We start from the raw sequence: 25,330 nt of genomic DNA on the forward strand, positions 1-25,330 counted from the left end.
TCCTTGCAGGGACGGACATTCGGCGCAGACGCCCGACCTGTCGAGGGGGCTAGACAGCGAGCGCAGGCCGAGTGCGCGGAGTGATGAGGTCAGCGGCGGGTGAGGATGGAGCGGATGACGACGGCGCATACGGCCACGGACGTGGCGGTGATGGCGACGGCGAGGAGCATGCTGACCAGGACGGCGCCGACGACCAGGACCACGGCCGTGCCTCCGCCGACGAGAGCAAGCGCGGTGCCAGGCGTGAGCCGGTTGGCCGAGCGGAACGGGGCCGGTGCTGCGATGGCCGGCGGCGGAGCCAGAACGCCCGGCGCGATGGTGGTCGGTTCGACCACGGCGGACGGGGCGACGAGACCGGTGGGCTGAGGCATGGTCGGGACCTTCGGACGGAACATGAACGGATCTCCTTCACGGGTCACTTGAGGAAGCTGTTGATGACGGGGGCGAGCAGGCTGTCGGCGAGGAGGTAGCCGCCGAGGAGCAGGACGGCGATGAGCCACCAGGGCGGGCGGATGAGCTTGACGCCGAGGACGCCGACGACGAGCAGGGCGAGCCAGAGCGGAACGTCCATTGCGGTGGTCTCCTGTCAGGCCGGGCAGCGGTGGGTACGGGCGGCGAGTTCGGCGGCGGCGCGGCTGTCGTACTCGGCGGAGAAGTCGCAGCGGGGTGCGGTGCAGGCGGCCAGGTGGCGGTTGCGTCCTCGGTCGACGTAGGAGGCGACGTTGACGGGGCCTATGCGGCGGACGTTGCGGAAGCGCCGGTTCACGGTGGTGCTCCTCTCAGAGGTGCGCGGCGACGGACGGGGTCATGGACGGAGGCAGGCCGAGCCGAGCGCGTACGGCGTCGGGGTCGGCCGGGTGACCCGTGACCGACCGGTGTTCCTCGGCCAGGGCCCGGACGCGGTCCACGAGGGCGGGCGGCAATGAGACGGCGAGGGAGGGCGCCGGGGGCGGAGTGGCGACCGGCTCGGTGATGGGTTCCGCAGCCGGTTCGGGGCCGGAGTGAGGCGCCGGAAGTGCGTCGCGATCGGGCCCGTCGACGGCCGCCGGGGCGGGGTGCGGTTCCGCATCCGTGTGCGTCATCGAGGAGGGGGCCGGGGCCGCCGGCGCTTCCTTGCCGTGCGGAGCGTGGGCCAGCAGCGTTCCACCGAAGAAGGCGACGGCGGGCCAGCCCGCGACGACCACGCGGAGCGAGGCCGGTACGTGGTCCAGGTCGAGGAGGCCGGCGGTGGCGACGTTGGCGCCTAGGGATGCGGCCAGGGCCACCAGGAACCACAGCCGGGGGCTCCCTGCCGTCTGCCCCGCTTGCTGCTGTTGGCGCATCCGCCGCCAGGCTGCGACCAGCAGCAGGTCGACACTCACCGGGTAGGCCCACGCCTTCCAGCCGCCCTGTCCGGCCGCGGCGGCGAGGTCGTGCAGGTGGGAGAAGGACAGGGCGCCCGCGATGACGGCCTGGACGACCACGGCGTCCACTCGGGCCAGGTGGGCTCGCATCGGCTCGGCTTCCTTCCTGTTTCGGGCATGGGAGGGGTAGGGACGTGGCGCGAGGCGGTCACGCCGGCCGTGGGAGAAGGAGTGCGGTTACTCGGTCACCGGCCGAGCGGTGGGCGCGACAGGAGCAGCAGGGGAAGGCCCGGCGGGCTTCACGGCGACGACGGGCCGGAAGGTGGCGAGTCGGGGCAGTTCCGGGACCAGGCCCGAGGTGTCGCGGCAGACGGCCGCCGCGTCGTTGAGGGTGAGGTGGGGCGAGCGGACGCGGGACCAGCCGCCGGAGGAGTCGCCGACGACCGCGACGCCGGGCCGTTCGGTCGGGATGGAGGTGGCGGCAAGTGCCGCTTCGGGTGCGATGTCGCCGAGTGCCATGTTGGCGGAGGTCTCGTCGTTGACGCGGTGGCAGACCCGCCCGGTGAGCTGGGCGCGGAGCATGGTGGCGCCCTTGCCGAGTTCGGCGCCGAAGCGCTGCCCGCACACCTCCAGATAAATGCCGGCCGCGCGGCCGAGCTGGGCGAGGCGGATGAGCTTGGTGACCATGGCGTCCCGCCGCTTCTCGTCGTCCTTGCTCGCGGCGAGGAAGAGTTCGGCCACCTCATCGACGACGACCACGACCGGCACCGGCCGCACCTTCTCCGGCAAGCCCCATACGTCCGAGGTGAGCACGGCGTCCGCACCGGCCCCGCCCGTCATGCCGATCAGGCGGAACCTCGCTTCCATCTCCTCCACCAGGACGTCCAGGAGGTCATTCGCACGGTCCGGCGTATCGGCGAGCGCCGACAGACGGGGCGCGAACGGGGCCAGTTCGACACCCCATTTGCAGTCGATGCCGACGAGCGCGACGGGCTGCCGGGCCAGCCCGCATAGCAGGTTGCGCAGGTATACGGACTTGCCCGACTGTGTGGCGCCGAGGATGAGTTCGTGCGGCACGGTCCGGAAGTCCCGGACGTGCCAGTGTCCGTCCTCACGCAGCGCCAGCGGCAGGGACAGCGGTCCGGTCTGCAGCCACCGACGAGCGGGCCGGACGTCGGCGAGGACGTCCCAGCCGACGAGCCGCAGCTCCAGCCGTCCCGGCTTGGTGGGGCGCACATGCACAGCGTGCGCGCCCCAGGCGTGCCGCAGCCTGTCGGCCGAGGCGGTGAAGTCCTCGGGTGCCTGCCCGGCCGCCATGCGCAGCCGCATCACGAGCCCGGACCCGGTCGGCCGGGGCAGCGACCGGCGGGGCGGTACAGGGGCCGCCTGCCGCCCCATCATGCGGGCGGTGGCCCGGCGAACTGCTGAGGCCGGCACCGTCAGGCCGCAGGCGTCCATGGTGGCCCGGTACGAGGTGAGCACCCGCAGCGTGACGACCGGATACCCGACCAGCCACCAGAACAGGACCGGCAGCCGACGGCGCACCGCGACCAGCACGACCACCGCCAGCAGTAACAGGATCAGACCCCACAGGGCGTCGGTCATGACCCTCAGCCCCGCGCCGCCGCGGGGGTGCCGACCATGACGGCGTCCGCCCGGTAGGCGATGCCGTGCCGGGCGCGGCCGCCGAACTCGCTCTCCCACGGCCGTGCCGCCAGACCGGACAGGAAGACCGGCGTACCCATGACCAGGCCCTCACCGATGCCCTTTTCGGGAACGGTGACCTTGATCATGTCCGAACCGCCCTCGGCGATGAACACCAGCTCCAAGACCATGAGCCGGTCATTGGTCACCGGGTCCACGGCCACCTCACCGGTCTGCCGGTCCTTGACCTTGACCTCGGGCAGCTTCGTGACGAGCAGAGTGGCGGCGGAAGTGTCCACGGGAATGACACGCATAACGCGAACCTCACTTGATCGGGCGCCCGTCCCGGACGCCAACCGAACTGGATACCCCCCTAGACAGCAAGGGGGCGGCCCACCCGCTCTGTCTAGGGGGGTTGACGCCTACCGTAACGTGACGCCCCATCAACTGTCTAGGGGGGTATACGAGCGTGTCTCGAAGACCTTGAGGTGCGCTACGACATAACCCAGTGAAGCGCGGTCGCATCGTCGCGGGTCTTCCCCCGCGGCCAGCGCCGGCCGTTGGGGTCGTCGGCCTCGGCTTCGCGTACGCGGCGTATCAACCCGTCCGGCCCCGATGAGCTGATGACGCTCAACGCCTCTTTCCAGTCGGCGAGTTCGAAGCTGTCTACGAGTCGCGTGGCGCCGTCGCTCAGCAGCGTCGCGGAGGCCAGCGAATCCAGCGGCACCGTCCCCGTCACGGCATGCTCGGCCGCCTGCGGGTCGGGGCCGGCGATCCAGAACCCGCCCGGCCGGTTACGCAGACCGGTCAGAGCGTCCCGATACTCCGCGAGGGCAAGGGTGTGTTCAGGAGAGCCGGTGGGTAGTGCGTCGACCGGTCCGCGCAGCCTCTTGCCGACCTCGTCCAAGCGCTGGTCGGTGATGGCGGTTGTGCTCCCGTCCGTCTCCGCGAGGAGAAGGGTCGAGTCACCGAGAACGAGGTACTCCAGGACTCCCGCGTCGGCCCGGGTAGCAACGACCGTGCTGGTCGGACTGGCTCGATAGGCCAGGTCGCACGTGTCCCCATGCAGGGAACGAACGGTCCGGATCGAGTCGGCGAGACAGTCGGTGAGCGGCCGGGCGGGGTGCGCCACGATACTGGCCAGCAACAGCCCGCCCAGCGTGGAGGAGAACCACGCGACGCCATGTAGACATCCAGTCTCCGCCCCGGCCACGCCGGCGCCGTCGAGGAGAACGGCCGCACCGGAAGCAGCGGCGGCGAAGTCCTCGTTTTCCCGTCCCGGGTCCGCCGGCTGCGAGCCGAGGGCGACCTTCACGCCGTTGCCTCCTCGTCGTGCAGGTAGAGGGGGCAGAGCAGTTCCACGGATTGCGGCTCGTCGGTCTCAGGGTCGTATTCGACGCTCACCAGCGTGGAGAAGTGGCGCTCGCCCACCTGCCCCCAGAGCGTGTTGAGGTCTGAGGTGAGCAGATGGACCACGCCGAGGGAGCCGGCCGTATGGATTCCAGCGATGGCGAGCACCGAACCGTTGCCGTCCGGTCGGGGCAGCCTGCCGAGGTATCCGACGTCGTGCGGGCGGCGCGGCTCGATGTCCGCCCCCGCGTGGTACGTCGTGCCGGTGCACCGGTCCACCAGCGCCCACGGCTCACCTTCCGGATGCTCCCAGCTAAGTACCGGGTCCTGGGCATACAGATCCTTCATGGCCTGGGACATGCCCGGCCCGCAGACGACGATCAGGCCGTCACGGTTCAGGTCGATCTCACCGCTCACCAGTACGTGACCGGAACTGACGGCAAGTCCATAGGACTTGGCCAGCTCCTCCAGTCGCTTCCCGGAGTTCATGTCGGCCATGGCGACGACCGGACGCTTCTTCTCACTGTCCCACCGCAGCGGAGTCGCGACGGTGACGGCGCCCGCACCAAGGAAGGCTCCCTCGGGTGCCGGGCCGGTGTGCCGGATCTGATGGATCCGCCCACGGCTCAGGCCGGCCTTCTCGGCGATCTGCGCGTAGGACAACCCCTGCGCATGGAGGTCCTGGACCACACGGCGGCGGAGACGGGCGAGCTCGGTCACCTCCTGCTGCGCGTCGGCCAGCCTCTTCGTGACCTCGCGCAGGAGCAGGTACGGATCATCGATCGCCGTGATCCGCTGCAACTCGTCCGACATGACCACACCTCCCAGCAGTACCCAGGAGTCTAGGGCTCTAGACGGAATGGGCGGGAGCCGCCGTCCTGTATGAACGCCGACCACGAAGAACCGGGATCGTCTCCGGGGCACACCCCGAGGACTCACCCGCCACCGCCCGCGAGCCGACCGACGCCCATCGCAGGACAGACCGTGATCACGCCCCCTCCCGCACCAGCTCAGCCCACACAGAGCGCCCGTCGGGCCAGTTCTTCACACCCCAGTCCTTGGCACAGGAAGCGATCAGCAGCAGCCCACGCCCGCCCTCTTCCTGACTGGTCACGTCACACAGGTGCGGCACGCGTTCGCCGCCCTGGTCGACCACCTCGATGCGTACAAGGTCGTCGCCGAAGCAGACGACCACGAGGAACCAGCCGCCGGCCGAACCGCTCAGCGAGTGCCGCACGGCATTGGTCGCCAGTTCGCTCACGACCAGGACGGCATCGTCGACGGGGCCGTGTCCGTCGAGCAGGGCAGCAACGAAGTGACGGGCATGCGCCACCTGCTCACTCACACCGGGAAAAGCGCGGCACCACTTGGACCTCATAGGAGACTCCTCACCATCGTCTAGGGGGCTAGACAGCGCAGCGGCAGAGTATTCCTTCGAACAGCCAACAAGCCAGGCATCTAGAGGAATTATTCCTCTAAAGGGTGAGGGTGTCTCCCAAGTCGTGGAACTCCTTCATCACTTGCAACAGCAGCTCCCGTACCTCCCCGCCGAAGACCGCAGCCCGCTCGAAGCGATCGAACGTCTCCTCGTACGAGGCCACCTCGGCGGCGTCGACCGACACCCGTTCGGCGGGGAACGTCTCGACCACAACCGCTCGCCGGTCGCACAACGTGAACCCATGGCGAGGCAATACCGGCACCGGCCGGCGCCAGGGGATGACCCCGAACCGCACGGTGCTCAGGCTCTCAACAGCCAGCAGCCGGTCCAGCTGAGCGAGCATCAGCGCCGGTGTCCCCGGCCATGTCCGCAGGACCGCTTCGGTCAGCACGAACACCGACTCCCGCCCCGGTTCGTACAGCACGCTCTGCCGCTCCACACGGGCAGCAACGGCCTGGCCGACAGACTCAGGCGTCGCATCCGGCGCACTCTGGAAGACGTGCCGTGCATACTCCGCGCTCTGAAGCATGGCCGGCAGAACGACGCACTGGAACGAGCGCACAAGCCGAGCGGAGCGAACCTCGTCATCAACAGCCGCGCCAGCCGCGATCGTACTGTCTTCCGGCTGACCGGAGTCCGCAGCCGTCGCCACCGCGGCCAAGAGGTCACGAACCTCACGAGCAGTTGACTCATCGAGGCCGAGGGCACGCGAAAGCCGGTCAAGCACATCGAGACTCGGAACCATCCGCCCGTTCTCGACCTTGGACACAGTCGGCTGCCCCACATGTGCCCGCTGAGCCAACACGGCACCCGTCAGGCCGGCCTCTGTACGAAGCGCACGAAGACGCATCCCAAGCGCCCTCATCCGCTCCCGCCGTTCACTCCCCATGCCCAGGGTTCTACACCACGAGCCAGCAGACATCGGGACTACCAGCAGCAACGGCCAACAGCCCGAGCAAGATTCAAACTTTCTCTACTGGTTCAAGGCGGCTCGCTCCGCTCACCGCGCGCGGCCCGGCCCCCGTCCGGGCCTGCGCTCCTGTCTCCGCCCCGCTCCAGCCCGGCCAGCGCCCGTGCCGCGCTCATGGCAATCAGCCGCCTGATGCCAGAGAAGGGGTACGTCGTGGCTGGGGCGGTCGGCTCCACGGCTTTAGGCAGCCACTTTGGCGCGAGCCTCGCAGATCATGGCCCCAACGTCGTGCTTTAGCGGGCAGGTCCACAGACTGCCCGACGCGCCGGAAGCTTACGGGGCCATGATCACTCGCGCCAAAGCAGCTCCAGCCCAAAGCCGCTCCACCGACCTCAACTCGCCCTCAGCCCGCGAGATCAAAAGTCAGCGTCAACAAAGGACGGAAGATAACGGTACAGACGCGAATAAGCCGCGACCTCACTAGGAGGAACGCCTGGCGCCTGCAGAGGCTTGCCACTAGGCAGTTGGGCGTCTAGGTGGAGAGCCTCACGCACAGTCAGCTTGGGAACTGTGATTTCGAAGGCTTCTTCGTCAATAGAAACGAAAGGCAACCCCTCGAAATTGCACTCATCAACACGATCCGAGAGGCCAGCAGCATGAAGCAACCCGCCAACCGTCAGCATCCGCGCACCGTCCCTGTAACGGAAATTAAACAACTGACGGTATCTAATCGAAGCGTCCTCGCTCAGAACGCCGTTTCGATCAGACAGGACGCTGGAGATAGCCGAGTTGATGACCTCCCTAACAGCGTCCCCCATTCGACTCCCCCCCAACGAAGCGTCTTTGGTCACCCCGTCTGGCAACAACTCGACGCCCACTTCCTGCTTGAACCTTTCGAACCTGCCCTCACTGTCGCCGGGTTCCACGTTCACCGATATAGCGAAGATCGTCGGAGAGCAGGCAGATGCCGTAATTATGTTCAGATCGTCAAGCATCCACCCCCCGAAGACGTCGTCATAGTCGAGCCACACGAACGAAGGCTTATCCCAATCAAGCGAAGGCAGGGCTTCGCTCGTATGCTTGAAATGCAATTCCGTGTAGTAGGGACGGTTGAATTCGAACCGTGCACGGATGGACGGTTCCGACACGTCCTCGATACTGTGCATCTCCCGGAAGCCAAGACGCCTATGAAACGTTGAGAAGTCTGCGAAGTAGACAGACCCGAGACCTATGTAGCGCATCTCTGAAACCACGGTCAAAGGCGAAATCCGGGACACCACCTCCGCCATAAGTTTTCTTTCGACGTTCTTCCCGGGACGCATGACATAGTGAATCTGCCTGTAGCTGTTCGCCATATCACGCCTCCTCGTCCTCGTTGACGAGGTAGTAATCAAAGGTACGCGAACCAAGTTCCCCATTTGGCAGATCGCGCTCATTGCGGCCACCAAGAAGCCTTCGAACGCGATTTACCTCATCGGCATCCCTGCTGTAACGAATCCATACTTTGGGCTGTGGCAGAGCCGACAGGTCAATCGTGGGACTAGTGAACTTAGAGCTACCAACAACGCGGTCGATATTTACCCTGCGGGACTCTTGAAGGCGGGTCTCAGCAAGTGACGCTCGGAATTCCTCTTCCTCAGTCTCAAGCAGGCCAGCATGCCCAGCTCGTGCATCACCTCGGACAGCAGTCTTCTCTTTGTCCAGGACGTTTAGGAAGTCGATCACAGGACGAGTGGCAGTGATCATCGATTGCCTTGCGCTGCGCCAGACTGGGCTGTCGGTGTCGACGCCAGTTTTCGTCGTTGTCCAGGGAAGCAACGCCGGATTTTCAGCTTCGAAGAACGCGTATCCCCGAAACCTCGCATACTGATCATGGTACGCAGGAATTCCACCGCGCGCCTGCCTACCCGCACCAATCCATACGGTGGTGCTGGTCTTATCGGGACCAAGCACGAGTCGGTCATTACAGAAGACGTACCAACCAGCTGCAGAGGAATCCGGGATCGAAACCCCAGCAAGCAGCCTTAGCTTTACCGTCCCCGAGTTGTCCGGAGTTCCCGCCTGGAACTCCTGTTCAAGTAGGTGGGGACGAACATGCTCATCCTCGATGAGATCGAGCGGCATGGGCTGCAACGCCTCGTTGTTGACGTAGATCCGCATACCCCGGTCTAGAGCCCTGCGATGCTTCAGTCGAGCTTCGGAGCTGAGCCGTTTTCGCCAACTAGACTCTCGCAGGTCTGTTTGACTAGTGGCGTTAAGCCGATCAACAATGATCGTCGTTCCAGTTTCTCCTTGGCCCCGGCTTTCACCTTCGGCTACCGAAGCAAGCTGGAAGTCCCACTCCGGTTGGCGCTGCCACTCCTCCACATCCACATCAAGCACAAAGGAGTCGTGAACCGTCTTTGAATCGACGATGAAGTGCCGGCCGAGCTTGAAGAGGGTCCGCTTCATGCCAACCCCGAACTGTCCTATGCTATTGACATCCAGAGGCCGAGACTCATCACGACCAAACCGAAATGCATAGTTGCGAGCTATATCGATGGGCATCCCTCCACAATTATCTTCGATCCTGAACGAGTCACCATCGAAAGTGATTCGCACCTCAAGCCCGGCATAGTCACCATCGCTGCGGATGCGTCGCGCACCGTCGACTGAGTTGTCTAGAAGATCAATCACGGCGTCGAGCAGCTCGATATCGCGCACGAGCATGCTGACGAAGAAATTTTTAGTTGGGGCCGCTTTGACGACGTAAGTGGAATCGGACCCTGCGGACTCCGATGTATCAGCCACGGAACATCCCTTCAGTCGTCGCTCCGGAAAGCGGAGCCTACTACACAGTGAGCGAAAGTAGTGGTATTTCAGCAGACACAAGAATCGCTATAGTTAGCCGAACATAGGTTCGCCCTACTTGCTCCGAGTCCGCCGCGAATCTTGTGATCTCTTCAGCCCGCCAGACCGTACTCGACTCGCTTTACGCGCATGCTCCGGACGGTCATGCCAGAACGACACCCATCGCTGGCAAGTCCCTGACAGCTAGGGCCCACAATTATCACGTCGCCCGGGCCAATAATATCGGCGAGTTCGGAACGGCAGTGGTCACCAATTGATCCCTGCAGTGTGCGGGCAGTCGGGGGGCTTCGTGTATGTCGACGTGTTGTCGAGGCTAAATACAACGTTGAAGCCCGCCTCGCGGAAGCCCTCCCTTAGCCCGCCGGCTACAGGGTCCGCCGCTCCTCGTCGAGGGAGTCAACTCCTCTACCCTGCTGCGTGCGTTCACGCCAACCTCCCCCAGAACCAACCACTCTGTATGCGAGGAAGCAGCCTATCGGCGCTGTAGGGTCGTTAGCTAGCCCACCGACCAACGTGGGCCCAGGAGTTGAGGGAACACACAGGTTGTGCCGTAACCGTGACTCGCGGCGGCTTGATGGCTCACACAGCTTACGTCTGAGCGGCTTAATGCCGGACCTTGTCAACCCTCGTTACAGCTCGCTGGCTCGGCAGCCGCACCTTTCTCCACTACGCCACGGATGCGCTCAGCAACAGCAGCCGGAGCTTCGTGCTCCCAGAAGCGCAGGACCGTCCAGCCCAATCCACGCAGATGCTCGGTCGTCTCGCGATCTCGCTTGATGTTGCGGTCCAGTTTCGCCCGCCACCAATCTGCATTCGCCTTCGGGCTGGAGGCATGATCGGGGCAGCTGTGCCAGAAGCAGCCATCAAGGAAAACGGCGACCTTGTGCCTGGTGAAGGCTATATCGATGGTCCTCCGGGGCATGCCGGGTACACGGAAGTGAATGCGATATCGCAATCCTCCATGATGAAGGATCCTTCGAACAGCCAGCTCCTGGGGTGTGTCCCGACGCGGCTGCCGGCTCATGCGGGCGGTAACGGCAGGAGACGAGGGCACCATGAAGGCCATGCGACCAGTCTCCCGCACTCGCAGCGCTCTCGGTCAGTGACCCAGGCAGATCGCCCTATCCAGGGCAGTCTCAATAACTGGCCCGGAGAGCGGCGCGGGCCCGGTCGCCGACCAGTCGGGCCCCGCGCCTGCTCCGCCCCAGGTCAGTCCGGCAACCAGCCATAGGTAACGCGACCTTGCCAAGCTGATGGAAGTCGGCCCTGCAGAGGGGAAGCGCTACGGGCGCGAGATGCCGTGAACGTCTAGATACACGTCCGCCAGCGCGCGGTACACAGTGTCCTCATCCTCGCCGGTCTCTTCCAGCCAGGCGTGCAACATTAGACGTGCCATGAACTGCTCCGGGTGCCTCCTCTGCCGCTGCTGCCCCTGAGCGTTAGGTTTGGTCATGACCGCCCGATCGACCCGGTGACGAATCTCTTGTGGAATAACCGTACGACCGGCCCCTGTCAGGAACTTGATCGCGTACTGGTGGGGGTACAGGCCCGGGTCGTAGGCGGGCACGGTCGGCGGTGCCCACTCGGCGAGCGCTTCAGTCACCTTCTGCATAGCCGCAGCCTTCCACCGCTGCACGCTGAGGGGAGGGCGAATCAGAAAAGTGACGAATCGGCCGCCGTTGTTGCTGCCAGGCGGCTGCCGTACAGCAGCTAGGGTCCGTCTTCAAAGATCATCGAGTGGTGGATCATGGTGGGGTGATACGCCGCCATGAACTGATCGATCAGGCGTGGGAGTTACCCACTTCTCTGATACCGCGGGCCGCGACGGGCCGGCCGCGGGGGCCGGACCGGCAGGTCATCAACGGGATGGTTTACAAGATCCGGACCGAGATCTCCTGGCGCGACCTGTCGGAACGCTACGGCCCCTGGCAGACCGTCTACACCCGCTTCCGCCGCTACGCCCTGGACGGCGTGTTCACCCGAGCCCTCCAGCAGATCCAAGCCCGTGCGGACGCGGCCGACGATATCGACTGGCTCGTCCAGATCGACCCCACCATCGTCCGCGCCCACCAGCACGCCGCCGCCACCGGCCCAAAAGGGGGATCAACAGGCCGGATGAACCGGACGATCACGCCCTCGGCCGTTCCCGAGGCGGACTGACGACCAAAATACATCTCGCCTGCGACGGCAAAGGGCGCCCGCTCGCCGTCCTGGTGACACCCGGCCAACGTCACGACAACATCTGCGCACGACCTCTTCTGGAACGCATCCGGGTCCCGCGCACCGGCCTGGGCCGACCCCGCTGCCGGCCTGACCAGGTCATCGACGACAAGGCCTACAGCTCCCGCGGCTTCCGTGCCTACCTGTGCAAACGCGGCATCGGGCACACCATCCCGGAAAAGACCGACCAGCAGCGACACCGGCACAACCGCGGCCGCCGCGGCGGGCGACCGCCAACGTTCGACCGGCAGATCTACCGCCAACGCAACATCGTCGAACGCTGCTTCAACCGGCTCAAAGGCTTTCGTGGCATCGCCACCCGATACGAGAAGACCACCACCTCCTACGAAGCAGCGGTCACACTCGCGTCATTCCTGCTCTGGGCAAGATCCGTTTGAAGACGGACCCTAGTGCACCGCCGCCCGACTAATGTCACCGGTCCCGAGCTCAAGGCGTCCGATCCGCTCCGTACGCGCGACGACTAGAAATGCCTGCAAGCTCAGCCGGAGCCAGCCACCGGCACCGCACCCTCACCTCTTCGAGCCAAAAGAGCGGTGTGGGCCCGCTCGACGGGAAGTACCCACCGCCTGCAAGGGAGTAGACAGCCCCATTCACCTAGCCTGACCTGCCCGAGCGCAGCCTTGTGCAACGCCCTTTTAGCTGCACCAGCGTCGAGGCATCCACAGAAGTGCGATAATCGCAAAGCGCGAGAACTAGACGGCTTCCTGTACTGCCCCAACCAGCTCCGCACGGCTCAGTGCCTCGCGAACTACTTCAACAATTCGGTCTGTCGCAGAAGTTGGATTCTCGTGCTCCCAAACGTGCAGTACCTGCCAACCAGCCGTGACCAAGAGCGCTGTGGTCTCCTCGTCACGCCTCTTATTTTCTGCGATATTGTCAGCCCACCACTTGGTGTTCGACTTAGTAGCCCTGGCATGTTCTGGACAGCCGTACCAGAAGCAGCCGTTAACGAACACAGCCACGCGCGCAGCATCAAACGTAATGTGTGCCGCTCGTGGCATCCCAGCCAAAGGCTTTGTGTCAGCAGCATGGGCCAACCCTCGGGATTGAAGGTTGGCACGCAGCTCCACTTCTGCGCCGTCGCCGGCGCCTCGACGCTGGGACCTCGCGGCCTCGTCTTCGGCCGCCGATCGTGGGAGAGGAAGCACGCGGGCCGGCTTCACTGGTGATGGTGCTGGGTGATGAGCAACCGCGGCCTGGCGATCCACGCTGCTAGCTATCGCGCTAGCCAACACCGCAGCCAGCTGGACAGGAACAGCGTTGCCAATCTGCCTGCATTTAGAAGTTGGGTTCCCGACAAATCGGTAAGTGTCCGGGAAAGTCTGCAGTCGTGCACCCTCGCGCACCGACAAAGGCCGCTCCTCATACGGGTGTGTATTGCAGCCTGTAGTCACGTTGCTGAACTGGGTCGTAATCGTGTACGAAGGCAGTTTCGGATCAAGTCGGCCTAGCAAATTGGTGCTATCCGTGCGACGCATTCCCCGGTACCGATCAGGAAGCAGATATGGGGGGATGTCGCGCCAGGTTCCGCCGATGGGTACATGCGAGAGCAGCTTTTTATACTCGTCGCTGAGCGGTTGCACTTCGTGATCACGAAGTACCCTTGCTCCGTTCCGCAAATACTTACTCAGCGGGGTAGACCTGCGGCCAGCTCCATAGACCTGTTCAACCAGTCCAGACCCATCCTCGATAGGCGGCAGGTCACCAATCGCATCCCAAACGGTCAGATGCTTCAGCAGGCCCTTTTCTTTACGCTTCTTCTCCCACAGATGCAGAGTGTCCCGCCTCCATCCACCCATGTGGGTAGGTTGAGGGAACTGAAACTCATCATCTCCCAGGATTCCGACAATAAAAAGCCTACGACGACGCTGCGGAACACCGTAATCGGCCGCAAGGAGAATGTCCTTAGAGACCGAATACCCCAGCTTCTCAAATTCTTCGAGAATCACCTTTCCGAACTGACCATCGCGCCAGTAGACCATGCCAGGTACGTTTTCCATGAGAAACGCCCGAGGGCGGAGGTGACTCACAACAGCCAGCATGTGCTTCCACAGGGCGTTCCGCTCGTCCGCCTCATCCACCCAGCGTGTACGCCTACCTGCGGTGCTAAAACCCTGGCAGCTCGGACCCCCGATTACCACGTCGACTTGTCCACCAGCGCGCCAAGCGATCTCTTCCGGAGTGAAGTCAGTGATCGATGCGCACTCAACCTCAACCTCAGGATGGTTCAGCTTGTACGTAGCGCAGGAGTCTTGGTCTAGGTCGAGTGCGAACTTGACGTCGAAGCCAACAGACTTGAAGCCCTGCGTCAGCCCACCCGCACCACAGAAAAGGTCGATCGCGGTAAGCGGGCGGCTGGGCACTGAGCCAGGAGTCTCTAGCATAGCAAGAACAGTAGCGTGCCCATCTGTCACTCGTCGAGCCGACGCCGTCACGCATGTGGACAAAGCGCGCAGCTGCCAGAGCACCGCGGAGCTACACGCTCCGTCGGCCTACACAACACGCTGCCGAGTCTCGGCCGGCAGGTCGATCCAGGTCACCATGGTGTCGTAGGCGAGCTGTCGGGTACCCGCGTCGGCCGACCAGACCTTGGTCGCTCGACAGAGGCTCACCAGCACAGTAAGCCACTCCTGTGCCCCTCCAGGCTCTGGGCGATGGGCGAGCGCCAAACGCACCTGGAAGCCGGCCCTAGTCCACATGCGAACCGAGACCATGTAAGCGTGCAACCTCACGTGCGTGGCGTGCAGTCCAGGGGTCTCAGTTGCCTTGGCGTCTGCTACGAACAGCCGCGGTCGTCGAGGGTCCAACCGCACTACATCTGGGCGGAGTTGGTGCCCAACGTCTATGCGGCTCGTGTAGCCAGCCAGCACGCCCAAAGCATCCAAGGCCTGAACCCTGAGTTCGTGCTCGACGCTAGGCGCCCCCATGTCACCTCCCCCCTTGTAGCAGTTCCTTGGCCGCCAACAGGTCGGACAAGAACACCTGTCGATTCTGACGTGGTTCTGAAGGGTCGCCGAGCAGTTCGGCTTGAACCTGAGACTTGGTCAGCAAGCGCTGATACTCCAGCTCCTCAATGCTGTCGCGGCACAGCAGGGTGACGTATTCCACATCAAGCTTCTGCCCCCGTCGGTGAATTCGATCCAAGCTTTGCAGGTAGTGGGCTGCCTGATTCGAAAGAGATTCATAAACAGCCACCCTCGACCGATGCAAAGTCAGGCCGGCACCAGCCGCCGCCGGGTTGCCCAGAAAGATCATTGTGCGATCATCCTCCTGAAAGCTGCGAACGGCCTCGCGTCGCTCATTTCGATCCACAACTGAGCCATCAATTCGCACCAGGCCGTATCGCTTATACCTACACGCCAAGCGTTCCAAGCTGGCCCGATAGAACGACCACAGCACGACCTTTTCTCGGCGCACATGGACGAGGTCTTCGAGGATTCCGTCCAGTGCGGCCAATTTTGACGGAGTCTGGTTGTACCCGGGGACCAAAAATGCCGGATCACTGCAGACCCTAAGAAGCGCTGCCCTTCGCTCCAGGAAATGCACCATCCTTTTCGAGAACGAGAGGTCTGTGGTGTCTTCCACCTCGTCAATCAAGCCATCGAGGATCTTCTCATACGCGGCTCGCTGTTCAGGCTCCATCTCTACATGAACGTCTGTGAACGCGCGCTGCGGGAGATCGCACAGTACGTTCTTTTTAAGATTCCTCACGTACAGGCCCCGAGATGCCATGGCGTCACGGATCTCATCTGCAAGATCAGGGTTTTTGGGGTCAACCTTCACTCCCCTGAAAGTGAGACCCAAATCAACCAAGTCAAACTGAGCCACAATATCCGATGGTGAGTTGGGCGCTGGCGTCCCACACAATACATAAGCACGGGAACACCACTCTCGCAGATCTGTGATTGCTTGAGTTCGTCGCGCATCAGGGTTCTTTACATTGAAGGATTCATCAACCGCGAGGACAAGCCGGCAGCGCCGTGCCAGAAGTTCCAAGTCGGCAGCATTCGAGACGACCGTCTCGTAGTTGACCACGACAACGTCAGCGCCCGAGTGGAAAGCACGTGACTTAGCACGGCGGTCCCCATCTGCAATGGCGACACGATAAAGACCGCCGCAAAACCGTTCAAATTCTAGGGCCCATTCGCCAATCATGGATTTTGGTGCGACCACGAGTAGCGCGTCAGCTTGGTTTCGTTCAACGAGGAGGTCGAACGTGGCAATCAGCGTCACCGTTTTGCCTGTCCCCTGCTCGTCAAACACACAGCCACCCCAGGAGTCTGGGATAGTAAGTGCCGCCACGTTCAGTGCTTGGTGGTCGTCGAGCGTGTCAGTCAAGCTACTGTCACTGATCAACTGGCGAGCGACCTCCACACTACCCGCCGTGATCTTCGTGGCTGCAAGGAGCACATCAGCTGCCGACTCCTGGATCGCCGCGCGGTTCGACGCAGCACGGCGTGCGAGTGGACTCCACTGAAGCTTGTCGCCTAGGGCCGCATCGATCTTGGGAAGTACTGCAAGGTCGATGATGAAACCATCGGACGTTCTGCGAAAACGCAGGTCCGGGTTGCTCTCCTTGAGAGAGTTCCGCAGCCTTCCCGCGTCGTTGAGGGGCGCAACCAACGCCCCTCGACGGTCAGGCGTGAGGTCGATCTTGCCGATCAGTGAACTCACTGATCACCCCTAGGCAGCTTCCCTCGGCTGACAAGCTCGCCTTCAACTGCGCCCGTAGCACTGCGAAACACACGCGCGAGGTCGCAGAGCAGCTCCGTGTTCTCGATGCTCCGCCAGTGGTCGGGCGGGGCCTGGCCGAGCCGCTGAACGGCGGACTTGAGCCACTGCTCAAAGCCCAGCCGCTTAGTGGGACTGCTGCGCTGTGATTCAGCGATTGCCTCGCGGACGAAGTTGAGAGCCTGGTCCCTGCTCACCGCTGAGGCCTCGTGGGCCTGCTGCAGCAACTTCAGAGAGTTCTCGTCAGCAACGACCTTATGTAGGTGCCGAACCTCGGCGCCGCTCTCCAGTACGTCGAACATCAAGTCGTAGACGACGGGCTTAAGGTCGTCGTCTTGATCAAGCTTGTTGGTCAGCTTGTCTGCCCCGCGGCCGGCATCAATCTCGTAGAACCACTGGAAGATGTCGTTCGACTTGTACCGAACATCTGCGGTGTCTTTGCCCCGCTCTTCAGTGTGGTACAGCTCGAAGTCTTCCGCCCATCGAACCATTCGAAGATAGCGTCGCACTTCCGCCGGCATGATGGCGAACTGCTTGGCTACCTCTGCGCGAACTTCGCGGTCCTTCGCTTCAGTGATTCGTCCCGTGATATTTTCGCGCAGGATACGATACCTTTCGACTACGAGCCGGGCCTTGACGTATTCCGGCCAAGGCTCTTTGTGGTCGTCTTCGAAGTTAAGAGCGACTACGATCGCTTCAAATTGATCCTCAGTCGTTCCCAGAGGAGCACGCCAAACGCGGATCCAGCGTGCACGCTCCTTCTCCTCATGGGAGAAATCAGAGCTGCCGACCACGTGCTTTGCGGCCGCGATTCGTCGATTTCCGTCTTTAGGTTCCCCCTCATAAGTGATGATCGGAGGGCGTTCCACGCCCTTTCGCGCGATGCTTCGCGCGAGCGGAACGATGCCGAAAGGATCTCGATCATTGACGCTGGGAAGCGCGAGATCTCCCTGCACCAGCCGCAACAGTTCAACTTCATCAGGTTCGCGACCGTTGCGCTCCTGGAACTCTTTCACATACAGCTCGACGCGGTGATTTCCCTTCCAAAGATCAAGCTGGGTCACATCCACGTAGCCCTCCTCCAACGGAACCTGCTGACCGTTAAAGATGGGCATCGGCGTAACACGATGCGGTTGCAGTCCGTTTCGCGCAACCAAGACGATTCCGCCAGAATCCTCCTCTCGTGGATTCCTCTGCCGACCGATGACCAGCTGTGTGACCTCGTCCTGGACCATGGCAGCCACCCTCTCTCGATCTTGAGTTCCAAGGCCTACCCCTCCACGCAACACAACCAAGATGCGGGTGAACAGGCTGCGGGCCGATTCCTCGTCTAGCGGCTGCTGGGCTGCGAGCTGCACTACGGCTGAAACCTCGTTGCCGTAATCCGCGGAAAGCGTCATAGCCTCGTCCACAAGGTCTTTGGCTGCGTGCACGGCGCGAATGGTGAAGAGGTCGTCCTGAATACCATCCATGTCGTTACTCCTATGTCACTTGACGGTGCTGGAAATGTGTTCCCGGTCGAGATGCCCAAGCTGCTCAGCCAGCCGACGCAGACCCCTCTCTTTCGTCTTGCCCACGGAACTCATAGGGACCTGTTCTCCGAGAATCTCGGAGGCCACTCTGGCTGCTTCTACGAGCGACAACCTCTCCCCCTCGGACGCCGACTCCAAGAAGAGCAGGGTGATGGTGCGCATGCGACCGCTCTCCCATTTGTCTACCAGTCTCTTGATAACTCGGAAGAGCTCTCGTCCAAGGATCTCGTCTTCTGCCGAGCTTTCCGCGCTTCCATGAATTTCGGCGTCATACTCAGCAGCACCGCCGGCTTTCGCACGCTTACGCAGTTCGTTTAACGCCACCGCGTAAAGGTAGCCACGGGGCCCATCGATGACTTTTCCTTCTGAGGTAGATTTGAGGACAGTGACGACGGCAGTTTCTACTGCATCCTCGACGTCATGCCAAGGCAAATTCGGAAACCTGGCAGACAACCGCCCGACCAGGCCATCGAAGTACCCCTCGCGAACCAGTTCCTCGATCTCCTCCGTGAGGCTCGTGGTTGAAGGTCTGATCCCGTCGTCATCAACGTCCACGCCACATAGAGTCCCTGGCCGCCTCGTTTTTGACGATGGTCCCGAACTTTTTCCACCAGCCCTGCTCCGGGGGAGCAGTTTTATCCCGCAAAAGCATAGATTGGCATAGTTAGCTACTTTCACCTTTTCGCCCATTTGCCCTATTTATAGCGATCCGCGGTGCAGGGCGGCATGCTCAGAGCAATGGAATGGCGAGCTCCGTTTTGCTGTAACGTCGTTCGATCGCTCTGCTTGCACGGCTTACCTCTCACGGTGTATCCCGAAGAGCACGCCTTGCCGTGCATGCGCGCCTCGTCGGCGCCGGGCCCGATGAACGCGTGTGAGGGTTGGCGCGTGACGGCGACTCGCGGCCTATTCGTGGACCAGCGAGATGTATGTCAGTGGGCACGCCTCGCTGACCTGCTGGAATGCGCTTACTGCACGAGCCCTCCAGAGCCGTGCGCGCAGGTTCGAAGCGCGGCCGGAAGCGGGGCGGGCAAGGGTGCCGCCACCGTGTCGGGGGCGGCCTCTTCCATGGCCCGTCGCGTCGCGGCCGAGGCCGGCCGTCTGCAGGTGGGGGCCGTGTCGGACGGCGCGAGGTCCTCCTCGGGGGACAACTTCCCGATGCCGGAGCGGATCAGACGCCGCAGATTCGCCTCGCCCTGCGACGCGGACATCGTGCTCTCGTCCGACCGCCGGTCGCACGCCACAGACAGTGCGGGCAGCCCTTGGGTGTGAGTCGATCGACGACCGCGTCGTCCAGCGTTCCGGCCGCGTGCACCACCGTGGCAGGCGGCCGGTCCGCGAGTACGGCGGCCAGGGCCGCGCGGCCCACGTCGCAGGCGGCGACGGTGACGTCCACGCGCCACTAACGGCGGGGCCGTGTGCCGTCCGCGAGAGACATCCCTTCGGGAAGGACCACACGGCACGGCCGACGCCCCTCTCACCTCCGTCCGCGCGTACCGCGCCCGCGTAGACGTCGGTGCCATCCCCGGTCTCCTGGCGCTGTTCGGCGACCGGGCCGCCTACGCCCGCCCCGGATGACCGGTGCTACTCGGCACCGGCGCGCTGTCGGCCTTCTTCCGGGAGACCCGGGTGATCGCCGCCGGCGCGCACTCGCTCATCGGCATGGTGGCGGCAGGCGGGCAGGTCGTGGTGCAGGGCCGGTTCAACGGGCGGCTGAAGGATGGCAGCGCGTCCGAGGCGCAGTTCGCCGACTTCTTCCGTTGCAACGAGCGTGGCCTCATCCAGCGCCGGGACACCTACTTCCACCTACTTCTTGCGGGCAGCGGTCTGAGCTGGTGGCCGGCCGGGCGGCAGTCTGAGCGGGCGGACGGGCGGGCGGCAGTCTGAGCGGGCGGACGGGCGGGCGCCCGCTGTCGCGAGTCGGCGGACGGCCGGGCAGCGGTCTGAGCCGGCGGACGGCCCGGCGTCCGCTGTCGTGAGTCGGGCTCAGGCGTCGCGTCGGCGTACGCACCACCACCCGGCCAGCTGGGCCGCCGCGGCCCACGCCGCCGTGACGGCGAGGCCGCTCCAGGGGCCAAGGTTTCCCACGGTGTGCTGCCGGAGCACCTGTTGCCCCGCACGGTCCGGCAGGTACTCGGCGATCCCGGCCGACAGGTCGCCGACGACGAAGGACACGACCAGCATGAACGGGATGATGATGCTCAGCGCGATCAGGCCGCTGCGCAGTACGGCGGTCAGCCCGGCCGCGAACAGCGCCATCAGGGCCAGGTAGATTCCCGCGCCGACGCACGCGCGCAGGGCTCCCGGCTCGCCCAGGCCGATGGCGTACTCGCCCATGAACGCCTGGCCCGTCAGGAAGGCGGTGAAGCTGGTGACCAGTCCCACCACGAGCACCGGCACACCGATGCTCGTCATCTTGGCGAGGTAGAAGTGGTCGCGGTTCGGCACGACGGCCAGTGAGACCTGCAGGGCCCCGTTGCGGTACTCGGAGGAGAACGCGGCGGTGCCGAAGTAGATGGCGGCGATCTGGGCGAAGTTGACGGCGTAGAACGCCATGAACACGGGGTCGAAGTCGGGGCTGTCCGCCTCCGACCGGCCGATGGTCGCGAAGACCAGCACGGAGAGGACCAGAGTGAGCGCGAACACGGCGATCAGCGCACTCGCGGTACCGCGAAGGGACCTGATCTTGACCCATTCGGACCGGAGCGCCGGGGACAGGGCCGTCATCGGGCCCCCTCCGCGGCCTTGACCGGGGTGCGGTCCGCGGCGCGGCCGTCCTCGTTCGCGATCAGCGCGAAGTACGCCGCTTCCAAGGTCGCCTCCTGGGACGAGAGTTCGAGGATGGGGACGCCGGCCGCCGCGGTGATCGGCCCGACGTCCTCCAGGCGTGCGTCGGGGACGATCCAACGTCCGTTGTCGTCCGGCACCGGCTCGTACGCGTGCTCGGCGAGCACGGAGAGGAGCAGCGCGTCGTCCGCCGAGCGCACGCGCACGCTGGGCGTCGCCTGCGCGTGGATGAAGTCCCGCGTCGTGGCGTCCGCGAGCAGCCGTCCCCGGTCGAGGACGACCAGGTGGTCCGCGAACGACGCGGTCTCGTTCATCAGGTGGCTGGAGACCAGGACCGTGCGTCCCTCACGGGCCAGCCGTCGCATCAGGTCCCGGATCCATGCGATGCCCTCGGGATCGAGACCGTTCGACGGCTCGTCGAGGATCAGCACCTCGGGATCGCCGAGCAGCGCCGCGGCGATCCCGAGCCGCTGGCGCATACCGAGCGAATACGTGCCGACGCGCCGTTTCGCGGCGTGGGAAAGACCCACCGTCTCCAGCACCTCGTCCACCCGCCGAGCCTCGATGCGATTGCTCACGGCGAGCGCGAGCAGATGGTCGCGCGCGATGCGCGAGGAATGGGCGGACCGCGCGTCGAGCAGCGCGCCCACCTGACGCATCGGCTCTTTCAGGGTCGTATAGGCCTTCCCGCCGATCAGGGCCGATCCGGAAGTCGGCCGGGAGAGGCCGAGGACGAGCCGCAGGGTGGTCGACTTTCCGGCCCCGTTGGGTCCCAGGAATCCGGTGACTTGTCCGGGGCGGACCGTGAAGGTCAGGTGGTCCACGGCCCGGAAGGTGCCGTACTCCTTGGTGAGTTCGAGGACTTCGATACCGGTCATGAAGACGAGCCTGCCGGAGCCCCGGAGGCACCGCCTCCCCCTCGGGTGGGTGCCTTCTCCCTCGCGGGAGGGAGATTTTCCACCCCCTCGGAACGCCCCCGGTGCCGGGGTTCGTGGTCCGTGTGCTCTGGCAGCATGACCTCATGGCGTGGCTCATTCACCCGCTCACCCGCGCGGTCACCTACACCCGCTGGCTCCACCTGCTCATCGGGTCGCTGGCCGCCTTGGTCTGTGCGATGGTCTGGCCGGGATTCAACGGCGAGGCGTCCGTGGCTGAATGGGCATGTGTGCCGCTGATTCCCGTTCCGCTGCTGCTGGCAGCCGCCCTCATCCCCGCCATGCGACAGGTGGAGGGCCTGCAGGCACAGCTCATGCTGCTACCCGGTCCGCACGCGCGCACGAAGGACGTCCCGCGCGCGGAGGTCGGCATCGCCGCCCGCCCTTCGGCGTCCTGGCGCGACCGGCTGCGCACGGCCGTGTGGCTGCTGCTCCGGCTCGAAGTGGGCAGCGCCGTCGCCGTGACGACGGCGGAGTCCGTGGAGTCCACGCTCGCCCTGATCGGCGAGGCGAGCGGTCAGCGCAACGGGGCCGACCTCCCAATTCCGGTCGGCGGCCCCCTCTGGTTCCACGTCCTCCTCGTCCCGGTGCCGCTGATCGTCCTGTTCGCCGTGGTGTGGGGGGCCGGATCGCTGATGACGGTGGCCGCCGGCCGACTGCTCGGCCCCTCCCCGGCGGAGCGCATGGCGGCGCTGGAGGTGCTCACCGAGCGACTCCTGGAGGGCAACCGCATCGCTCGTGAACTGCACGACTCGATCGGCCACGCGCTGACCGTCGTCGTGGTGCAGGCCGGTGCGGCGCAGGCGGCGGCGCAGCCCGAGTTCACGGCCCGGGCGCTGTCGGCCATCGAGGAGACCGGCCGGACGGCGCTGGAAGAGCTGGACCGGGTGCTCCGCGGGCTGCGGGAGGACGGGCAGGCCGCGTCCGCACGGCCGCTGCTCGACGAGGCGGAACGGCTCCTGGAGTCCGCCCGCGCCACGGGCACCGAGGTCGAGGCCGAGATCCTCGGCTCGCTCGGACGGCTGCCCGGTCCCGTCTCCCGGGAGGGCTACCGCATCCTCCAGGAAGGTCTCACCAACGCGCTGCGTCATGCGGAGAGCCGGCCGGTACGGGTTCGCATCGCCGTGACGGACGAGCAGCTGGAACTGGACGTGCGGAACCCCTTGGGGGACGAGCAGCCGGGATCCGGGTCGGGGTTGCAGGGGATCCGGGAGCGCGTCGCCCTGCTGGGCGGACGGGTGCACGCGGGGGCCGGTGACAGCGAGTGGCGCCTCTCGGTGCGGCTGCCCGTCGGGTGACCTAGTCTTGCCGGATGTCGATCACCGTTCTTCTCGCGGATGACGAACCCCTCGTCCGCGCGGGTCTGCGCGCCGTGCTCGAAGCGCAGCCCGACATCGAGGTGGTGGGCGAGTCGGGGGACGGCGCGGCCGTGGTCCCGCTGGTGCGCGAACTGCGCCCCGACGTGGTGGCGATGGACGTGCGGATGCCGCTGCTGGACGGGATCGAGGCCACCCGTCAGGTGCTGCGCCATGTGACGCCGCCGCCCAAGATCCTGGTGGTGACGACCTTCGAGAACGACGAGTACGTCTACCAGGCACTGCAGGCGGGGGCGGACGGTTTTCTGCTGAAGCGGTCCCGGCCCGCCGAGATCGTGCATGCGGTACGGGTCGTGGCCACGGGTGATTCCTTGTTGTTCCCGGCCTCGATGCGGTCACTGGCGGCGCGGTACGGCACCCCCGGCGCCCGTTCGCTGATGGAACGCGCGGCCCTCACCGAGCGCGAGTCGACGGTGCTGAGGCTGATGGCGCGTGGGCTGTCCAACGCGGAGATCGGGGCCGAGCTGGTGGTGAGTACCGAGACGGTCAAGTCCCATGTCCGGGCGGTGCTTTCCAAGTTGGGGGTGCGGGACCGTACGCAGGCGGTCATCGCCGCCTACGAGTCGGGCTTCATCCAGCCGGAGTGAGGCCGGCGCCCAGGCTCGGGTGACCGCTCGTGCGGCTGCCGGCGCCTACGTCTGCCGGTTCCGCGCGGGCGGGGCCCGTGCTTCGCGCCGGTAGGCGCGTGACGTGCCGCCCCGAGGCCCGCCGTCGTCGGCAGGAGGCAGATCGTGGCCGTGGGGGTGAGCCGGGGGGAGGTCGAGACGGGCCGTGTGCCGGGTCAGCTTCCGTCCCGCGGGGTCCACGCGGCCACCAGGTCCAGCAGACCGGGGAAGCGGGCGTTCAGGTCGGCGACCCGGACGTGGCTGCGGCGCTCCAGGCCGTACTGGCGCTGCCGCGTGATGCCCGCCTCGCGCAGTGCGCGGAAGTGATGGGTCAGGGAGGACTTGGGGCGGTCCAGACCGAACCAGCCGCAGGTGTGGTCGAAGTCCTCCGACTCCAGCAGCAGTTTGCGGACGATCCGTAGCCGCAACGGGTCGCTGAGCGCGCCCAGCACCGTCTCCAGGCGCAGGTCGGCCACGGCCGGCTCGGGCAGCGGGTCGGGCAGGCCGGGCGGTTCGGGCAGCACCAGGATCCCCTCGGCGACTCCCCCGGCGACTCCCCCGGCGGGTCCTCCTGCGGTTCCTCCGGCGACTCCCCCGGTAGGTTCTCCTGCGTTCCCTCCGGCAGCGCCTCCGGGGAGTCCGCCGGTGAGGTCCCCGTCGATTTCGCCGGTCCGCTGGGGCGCTTCGGTCCTGTGGCCGGTCAACTGCGGCTCCTTCTCCCCGACTTCCTGTACGACTCCGATCGTACTACGTGCTAGGTTCGACTCCACTCGTACAAGTACGACTCAACTCGTACAGCATCTCCCGGGGAGGACCGAGCCATGACGGCCAAGACGACGACCGATGTCCGCGTCCCAAGGGCGGCGCACCGTGCGCGCGACGGCGACGTGCCCCTCCGCTGGATCTGGCTCGCCGCCTGGCCCGTGACGGCGGTGTTCGTGCTGTCCAACGCGGCCACCCCGCTCTACGTGCTGTGGCAGCGCGAGATGGGGTTCGGCAAGGGCACGCTGACCGTGGTCTTCGCCTGTTACGTCGCGGGACTGCTCGGCTCCCTGCTGGTCTCCGGCGTCGTCTCCGACCGGCTCGGCCGCAAGCCCGTACTGCTGCCCGCGCTGGGGCTGGCCCTGGTGGCCTGCCTGGTCTTCGCGACCGCCGGCGGCGTGGCCGCGCTGATCGTCGCCCGGTTGTGCACCGGCATCGCGGTCGGGGCCGTGGTCTCGGCGGGCATGGCCGCGGTGACCGACGTGGCCGGCCCCGCCCGGCGCCGGCTCGCGGCGCTGCTCGCCTCCTGCGCGATGGTGTTCGGCGCGGGTCTGGGACCGCTGCTCGCGGGCGTGCTGTCCGAGACGCTGCCCGGCCCCACGGTCACCGTGTTCGCGGTGGAGGCGGCCCTGCTGGCCACGGCCGTCGCGGTGGTGCTTCGGATGCCGGTACGGCGCCCGGTCCGCACCGGCACCGGCGCCGCCACCGCCCCCGACGCGGACACCACCCCAGGCCCGGGTTTAGGAAAAGGGGGGGGCGGGGGGGGGAGAGGGGGCGGGGGCGGGGGGCGGGGCCGGGTGTTGGTGTTGGGGGTGTCGCGCGGTGG

At 65.3% G+C, this 25,330-nt stretch carries 26 protein-coding genes; 5 read left to right on the forward strand and 21 right to left on the reverse strand.

All coding sequences use genetic code 11. The features are described 5' to 3' along the window. Positions 1-89: 89 nt before the first annotated feature. The 14 genes from ACZ7KF_RS29710 to ACZ7KF_RS29775 form a co-directional block, all read right to left on the reverse strand. Complete coding sequence (locus ACZ7KF_RS29710; protein WP_471081570.1) at positions 90-395, reverse strand: SpdD-like protein; 306 nt, start codon at positions 393-395, stop codon at positions 90-92. Between the two features lie 20 nt (positions 396-415). Further along, positions 416-571 (reverse strand): hypothetical protein, encoded by a 156-nt coding sequence (locus ACZ7KF_RS29715; protein ID WP_389494740.1) that lies wholly within the window; start codon positions 569-571, stop codon positions 416-418. Positions 572-586: 15 nt separating this feature from the next. Further along, on the reverse strand, positions 587-766 hold the full coding sequence (locus tag ACZ7KF_RS29720) for a mobile element transfer protein (RefSeq protein ID WP_061927187.1): 180 nt from the start codon (positions 764-766) through the stop codon (positions 587-589). Positions 767-779: 13 nt separating this feature from the next. After that, the gene (locus ACZ7KF_RS29725; RefSeq protein WP_471081573.1) at positions 780-1,493 is read right to left on the reverse strand and encodes a DUF2637 domain-containing protein; all 714 of its coding nucleotides are present in this window, start codon (positions 1,491-1,493) and stop codon (positions 780-782) included. Between the two features lie 87 nt (positions 1,494-1,580). Then, the gene (locus ACZ7KF_RS29730; RefSeq protein WP_471081576.1) at positions 1,581-2,948 is read right to left on the reverse strand and encodes an FtsK/SpoIIIE domain-containing protein; all 1,368 of its coding nucleotides are present in this window, start codon (positions 2,946-2,948) and stop codon (positions 1,581-1,583) included. 5 nt (positions 2,949-2,953) lie between these two features. After that, the gene (locus tag ACZ7KF_RS29735; RefSeq protein ID WP_471081579.1) at positions 2,954-3,301 is read right to left on the reverse strand and encodes an SCO3933 family regulatory protein; all 348 of its coding nucleotides are present in this window, start codon (positions 3,299-3,301) and stop codon (positions 2,954-2,956) included. Positions 3,302-3,480: 179 nt separating this feature from the next. Beyond that, positions 3,481-4,302 (reverse strand): integrase, encoded by an 822-nt coding sequence (locus tag ACZ7KF_RS29740; protein ID WP_471081582.1) that lies wholly within the window; start codon positions 4,300-4,302, stop codon positions 3,481-3,483. Further along, on the reverse strand, positions 4,299-5,150 hold the full coding sequence (locus tag ACZ7KF_RS29745; protein ID WP_471081585.1) for a sigma factor-like helix-turn-helix DNA-binding protein: 852 nt from the start codon (positions 5,148-5,150) through the stop codon (positions 4,299-4,301). Before ACZ7KF_RS29745 ends, ACZ7KF_RS29740 begins: the two co-directional genes overlap by 4 nt. A gap of 175 nt (positions 5,151-5,325) precedes the next feature. Beyond that, on the reverse strand, positions 5,326-5,715 hold the full coding sequence (locus ACZ7KF_RS29750; protein WP_471081588.1) for an ATP-binding protein: 390 nt from the start codon (positions 5,713-5,715) through the stop codon (positions 5,326-5,328). Between the two features lie 97 nt (positions 5,716-5,812). Beyond that, a complete protein-coding gene (locus ACZ7KF_RS29755) occupies positions 5,813-6,664 on the reverse strand; it encodes a helix-turn-helix domain-containing protein (RefSeq protein WP_471081591.1) in 852 nt (283 codons plus the stop codon). 437 nt (positions 6,665-7,101) lie between these two features. Then, positions 7,102-8,040, reverse strand: a complete 939-nt coding sequence (locus ACZ7KF_RS29760) for an O-methyltransferase (protein ID WP_471081594.1) — start codon at positions 8,038-8,040, stop codon at positions 7,102-7,104. Position 8,041: 1 nt separating this feature from the next. Next, positions 8,042-9,475 (reverse strand): ATP-binding protein, encoded by a 1,434-nt coding sequence (locus ACZ7KF_RS29765; RefSeq protein ID WP_471081597.1) that lies wholly within the window; start codon positions 9,473-9,475, stop codon positions 8,042-8,044. A 679-nt stretch (positions 9,476-10,154) separates the two neighbouring features. After that, the gene (locus ACZ7KF_RS29770) at positions 10,155-10,601 is read right to left on the reverse strand and encodes a very short patch repair endonuclease (protein WP_471081600.1); all 447 of its coding nucleotides are present in this window, start codon (positions 10,599-10,601) and stop codon (positions 10,155-10,157) included. 216 nt (positions 10,602-10,817) lie between these two features. Beyond that, positions 10,818-11,147 carry a hypothetical protein gene (locus ACZ7KF_RS29775; RefSeq protein ID WP_471081603.1) on the reverse strand — a complete coding sequence of 110 codons (330 nt, stop codon included), beginning with the start codon at positions 11,145-11,147 and terminating at the stop codon, positions 10,818-10,820. Between the two features lie 143 nt (positions 11,148-11,290). On the opposite strand from ACZ7KF_RS29775, the gene ACZ7KF_RS29780 reads away from it, so the two are divergent. Beyond that, positions 11,291-12,153 (forward strand): IS5 family transposase gene (locus tag ACZ7KF_RS29780; protein WP_471081845.1). Its coding sequence is split into 2 segments (ribosomal slippage): positions 11,291-11,650 and positions 11,653-12,153, totalling 861 coding nucleotides; the frame shifts between segments, so codons are not numbered across the junction. A 315-nt stretch (positions 12,154-12,468) separates the two neighbouring features. On the opposite strand, the gene dcm is transcribed toward ACZ7KF_RS29780, so the two are convergent. From dcm to ACZ7KF_RS29800, 4 genes are all read right to left on the reverse strand, one after another. Then, entirely contained in the window at positions 12,469-14,160 is a 1,692-nt protein-coding gene (dcm, locus tag ACZ7KF_RS29785) for a DNA (cytosine-5-)-methyltransferase (protein WP_471081606.1), read from the reverse strand. 544 nt (positions 14,161-14,704) lie between these two features. Further along, positions 14,705-16,450: a DEAD/DEAH box helicase gene (locus ACZ7KF_RS29790; protein ID WP_471081609.1), complete on the reverse strand. Its 1,746-nt coding sequence runs from the start codon at positions 16,448-16,450 to the stop codon at positions 14,705-14,707. Next, positions 16,447-17,979, reverse strand: coding sequence for a hypothetical protein (locus ACZ7KF_RS29795; RefSeq protein WP_471081612.1), 1,533 nt, complete (start codon positions 17,977-17,979; stop codon positions 16,447-16,449). The genes ACZ7KF_RS29790 and ACZ7KF_RS29795 overlap by 4 nt, the downstream gene beginning before the upstream one ends. Before the next feature lie 15 nt (positions 17,980-17,994). Then, positions 17,995-18,594: an RNA polymerase sigma factor gene (locus ACZ7KF_RS29800; RefSeq protein ID WP_471081615.1), complete on the reverse strand. Its 600-nt coding sequence runs from the start codon at positions 18,592-18,594 to the stop codon at positions 17,995-17,997. A 1,026-nt stretch (positions 18,595-19,620) separates the two neighbouring features. Between ACZ7KF_RS29800 and ACZ7KF_RS29805 the strand changes: the two genes are divergently transcribed. Next, positions 19,621-19,926, forward strand: coding sequence for a nuclear transport factor 2-like protein (locus ACZ7KF_RS29805; RefSeq protein WP_471081618.1), 306 nt, complete (start codon positions 19,621-19,623; stop codon positions 19,924-19,926). Between the two features lie 99 nt (positions 19,927-20,025). Here the strand turns inward: ACZ7KF_RS29805 and ACZ7KF_RS29810 are convergent, their stop codons facing one another. After that, the gene (locus ACZ7KF_RS29810; protein ID WP_471081621.1) at positions 20,026-20,766 is read right to left on the reverse strand and encodes an ABC transporter permease; all 741 of its coding nucleotides are present in this window, start codon (positions 20,764-20,766) and stop codon (positions 20,026-20,028) included. After that, the gene (locus ACZ7KF_RS29815; protein ID WP_471081624.1) at positions 20,763-21,704 is read right to left on the reverse strand and encodes an ABC transporter ATP-binding protein; all 942 of its coding nucleotides are present in this window, start codon (positions 21,702-21,704) and stop codon (positions 20,763-20,765) included. Before ACZ7KF_RS29815 ends, ACZ7KF_RS29810 begins: the two co-directional genes overlap by 4 nt. A 143-nt stretch (positions 21,705-21,847) precedes the next feature. On the opposite strand from ACZ7KF_RS29815, the gene ACZ7KF_RS29820 reads away from it, so the two are divergent. Together ACZ7KF_RS29820 and ACZ7KF_RS29825 are read left to right on the forward strand one after the other, a co-directional pair. Continuing rightward, complete coding sequence (locus tag ACZ7KF_RS29820; protein ID WP_471081627.1) at positions 21,848-23,059, forward strand: sensor histidine kinase; 1,212 nt, start codon at positions 21,848-21,850, stop codon at positions 23,057-23,059. Positions 23,060-23,073: 14 nt separating this feature from the next. Further along, positions 23,074-23,724 carry a response regulator transcription factor gene (locus tag ACZ7KF_RS29825; RefSeq protein WP_471081630.1) on the forward strand — a complete coding sequence of 217 codons (651 nt, stop codon included), beginning with the start codon at positions 23,074-23,076 and terminating at the stop codon, positions 23,722-23,724. A 194-nt stretch (positions 23,725-23,918) separates the two neighbouring features. Here ACZ7KF_RS29825 and ACZ7KF_RS29830 read toward each other — a convergent pair whose 3' ends face one another. Beyond that, positions 23,919-24,269 (reverse strand): ArsR/SmtB family transcription factor, encoded by a 351-nt coding sequence (locus ACZ7KF_RS29830; RefSeq protein WP_471081848.1) that lies wholly within the window; start codon positions 24,267-24,269, stop codon positions 23,919-23,921. A 294-nt stretch (positions 24,270-24,563) separates the two neighbouring features. Here ACZ7KF_RS29830 and ACZ7KF_RS29835 point away from each other — a divergent pair. After that, on the forward strand, positions 24,564-25,330 hold a 767-nt coding region (locus ACZ7KF_RS29835), incomplete at its 3' end, for an MFS transporter (RefSeq protein ID WP_471081633.1).

The organism is Streptomyces sp. NPDC038200 (assembly GCF_055600785.1).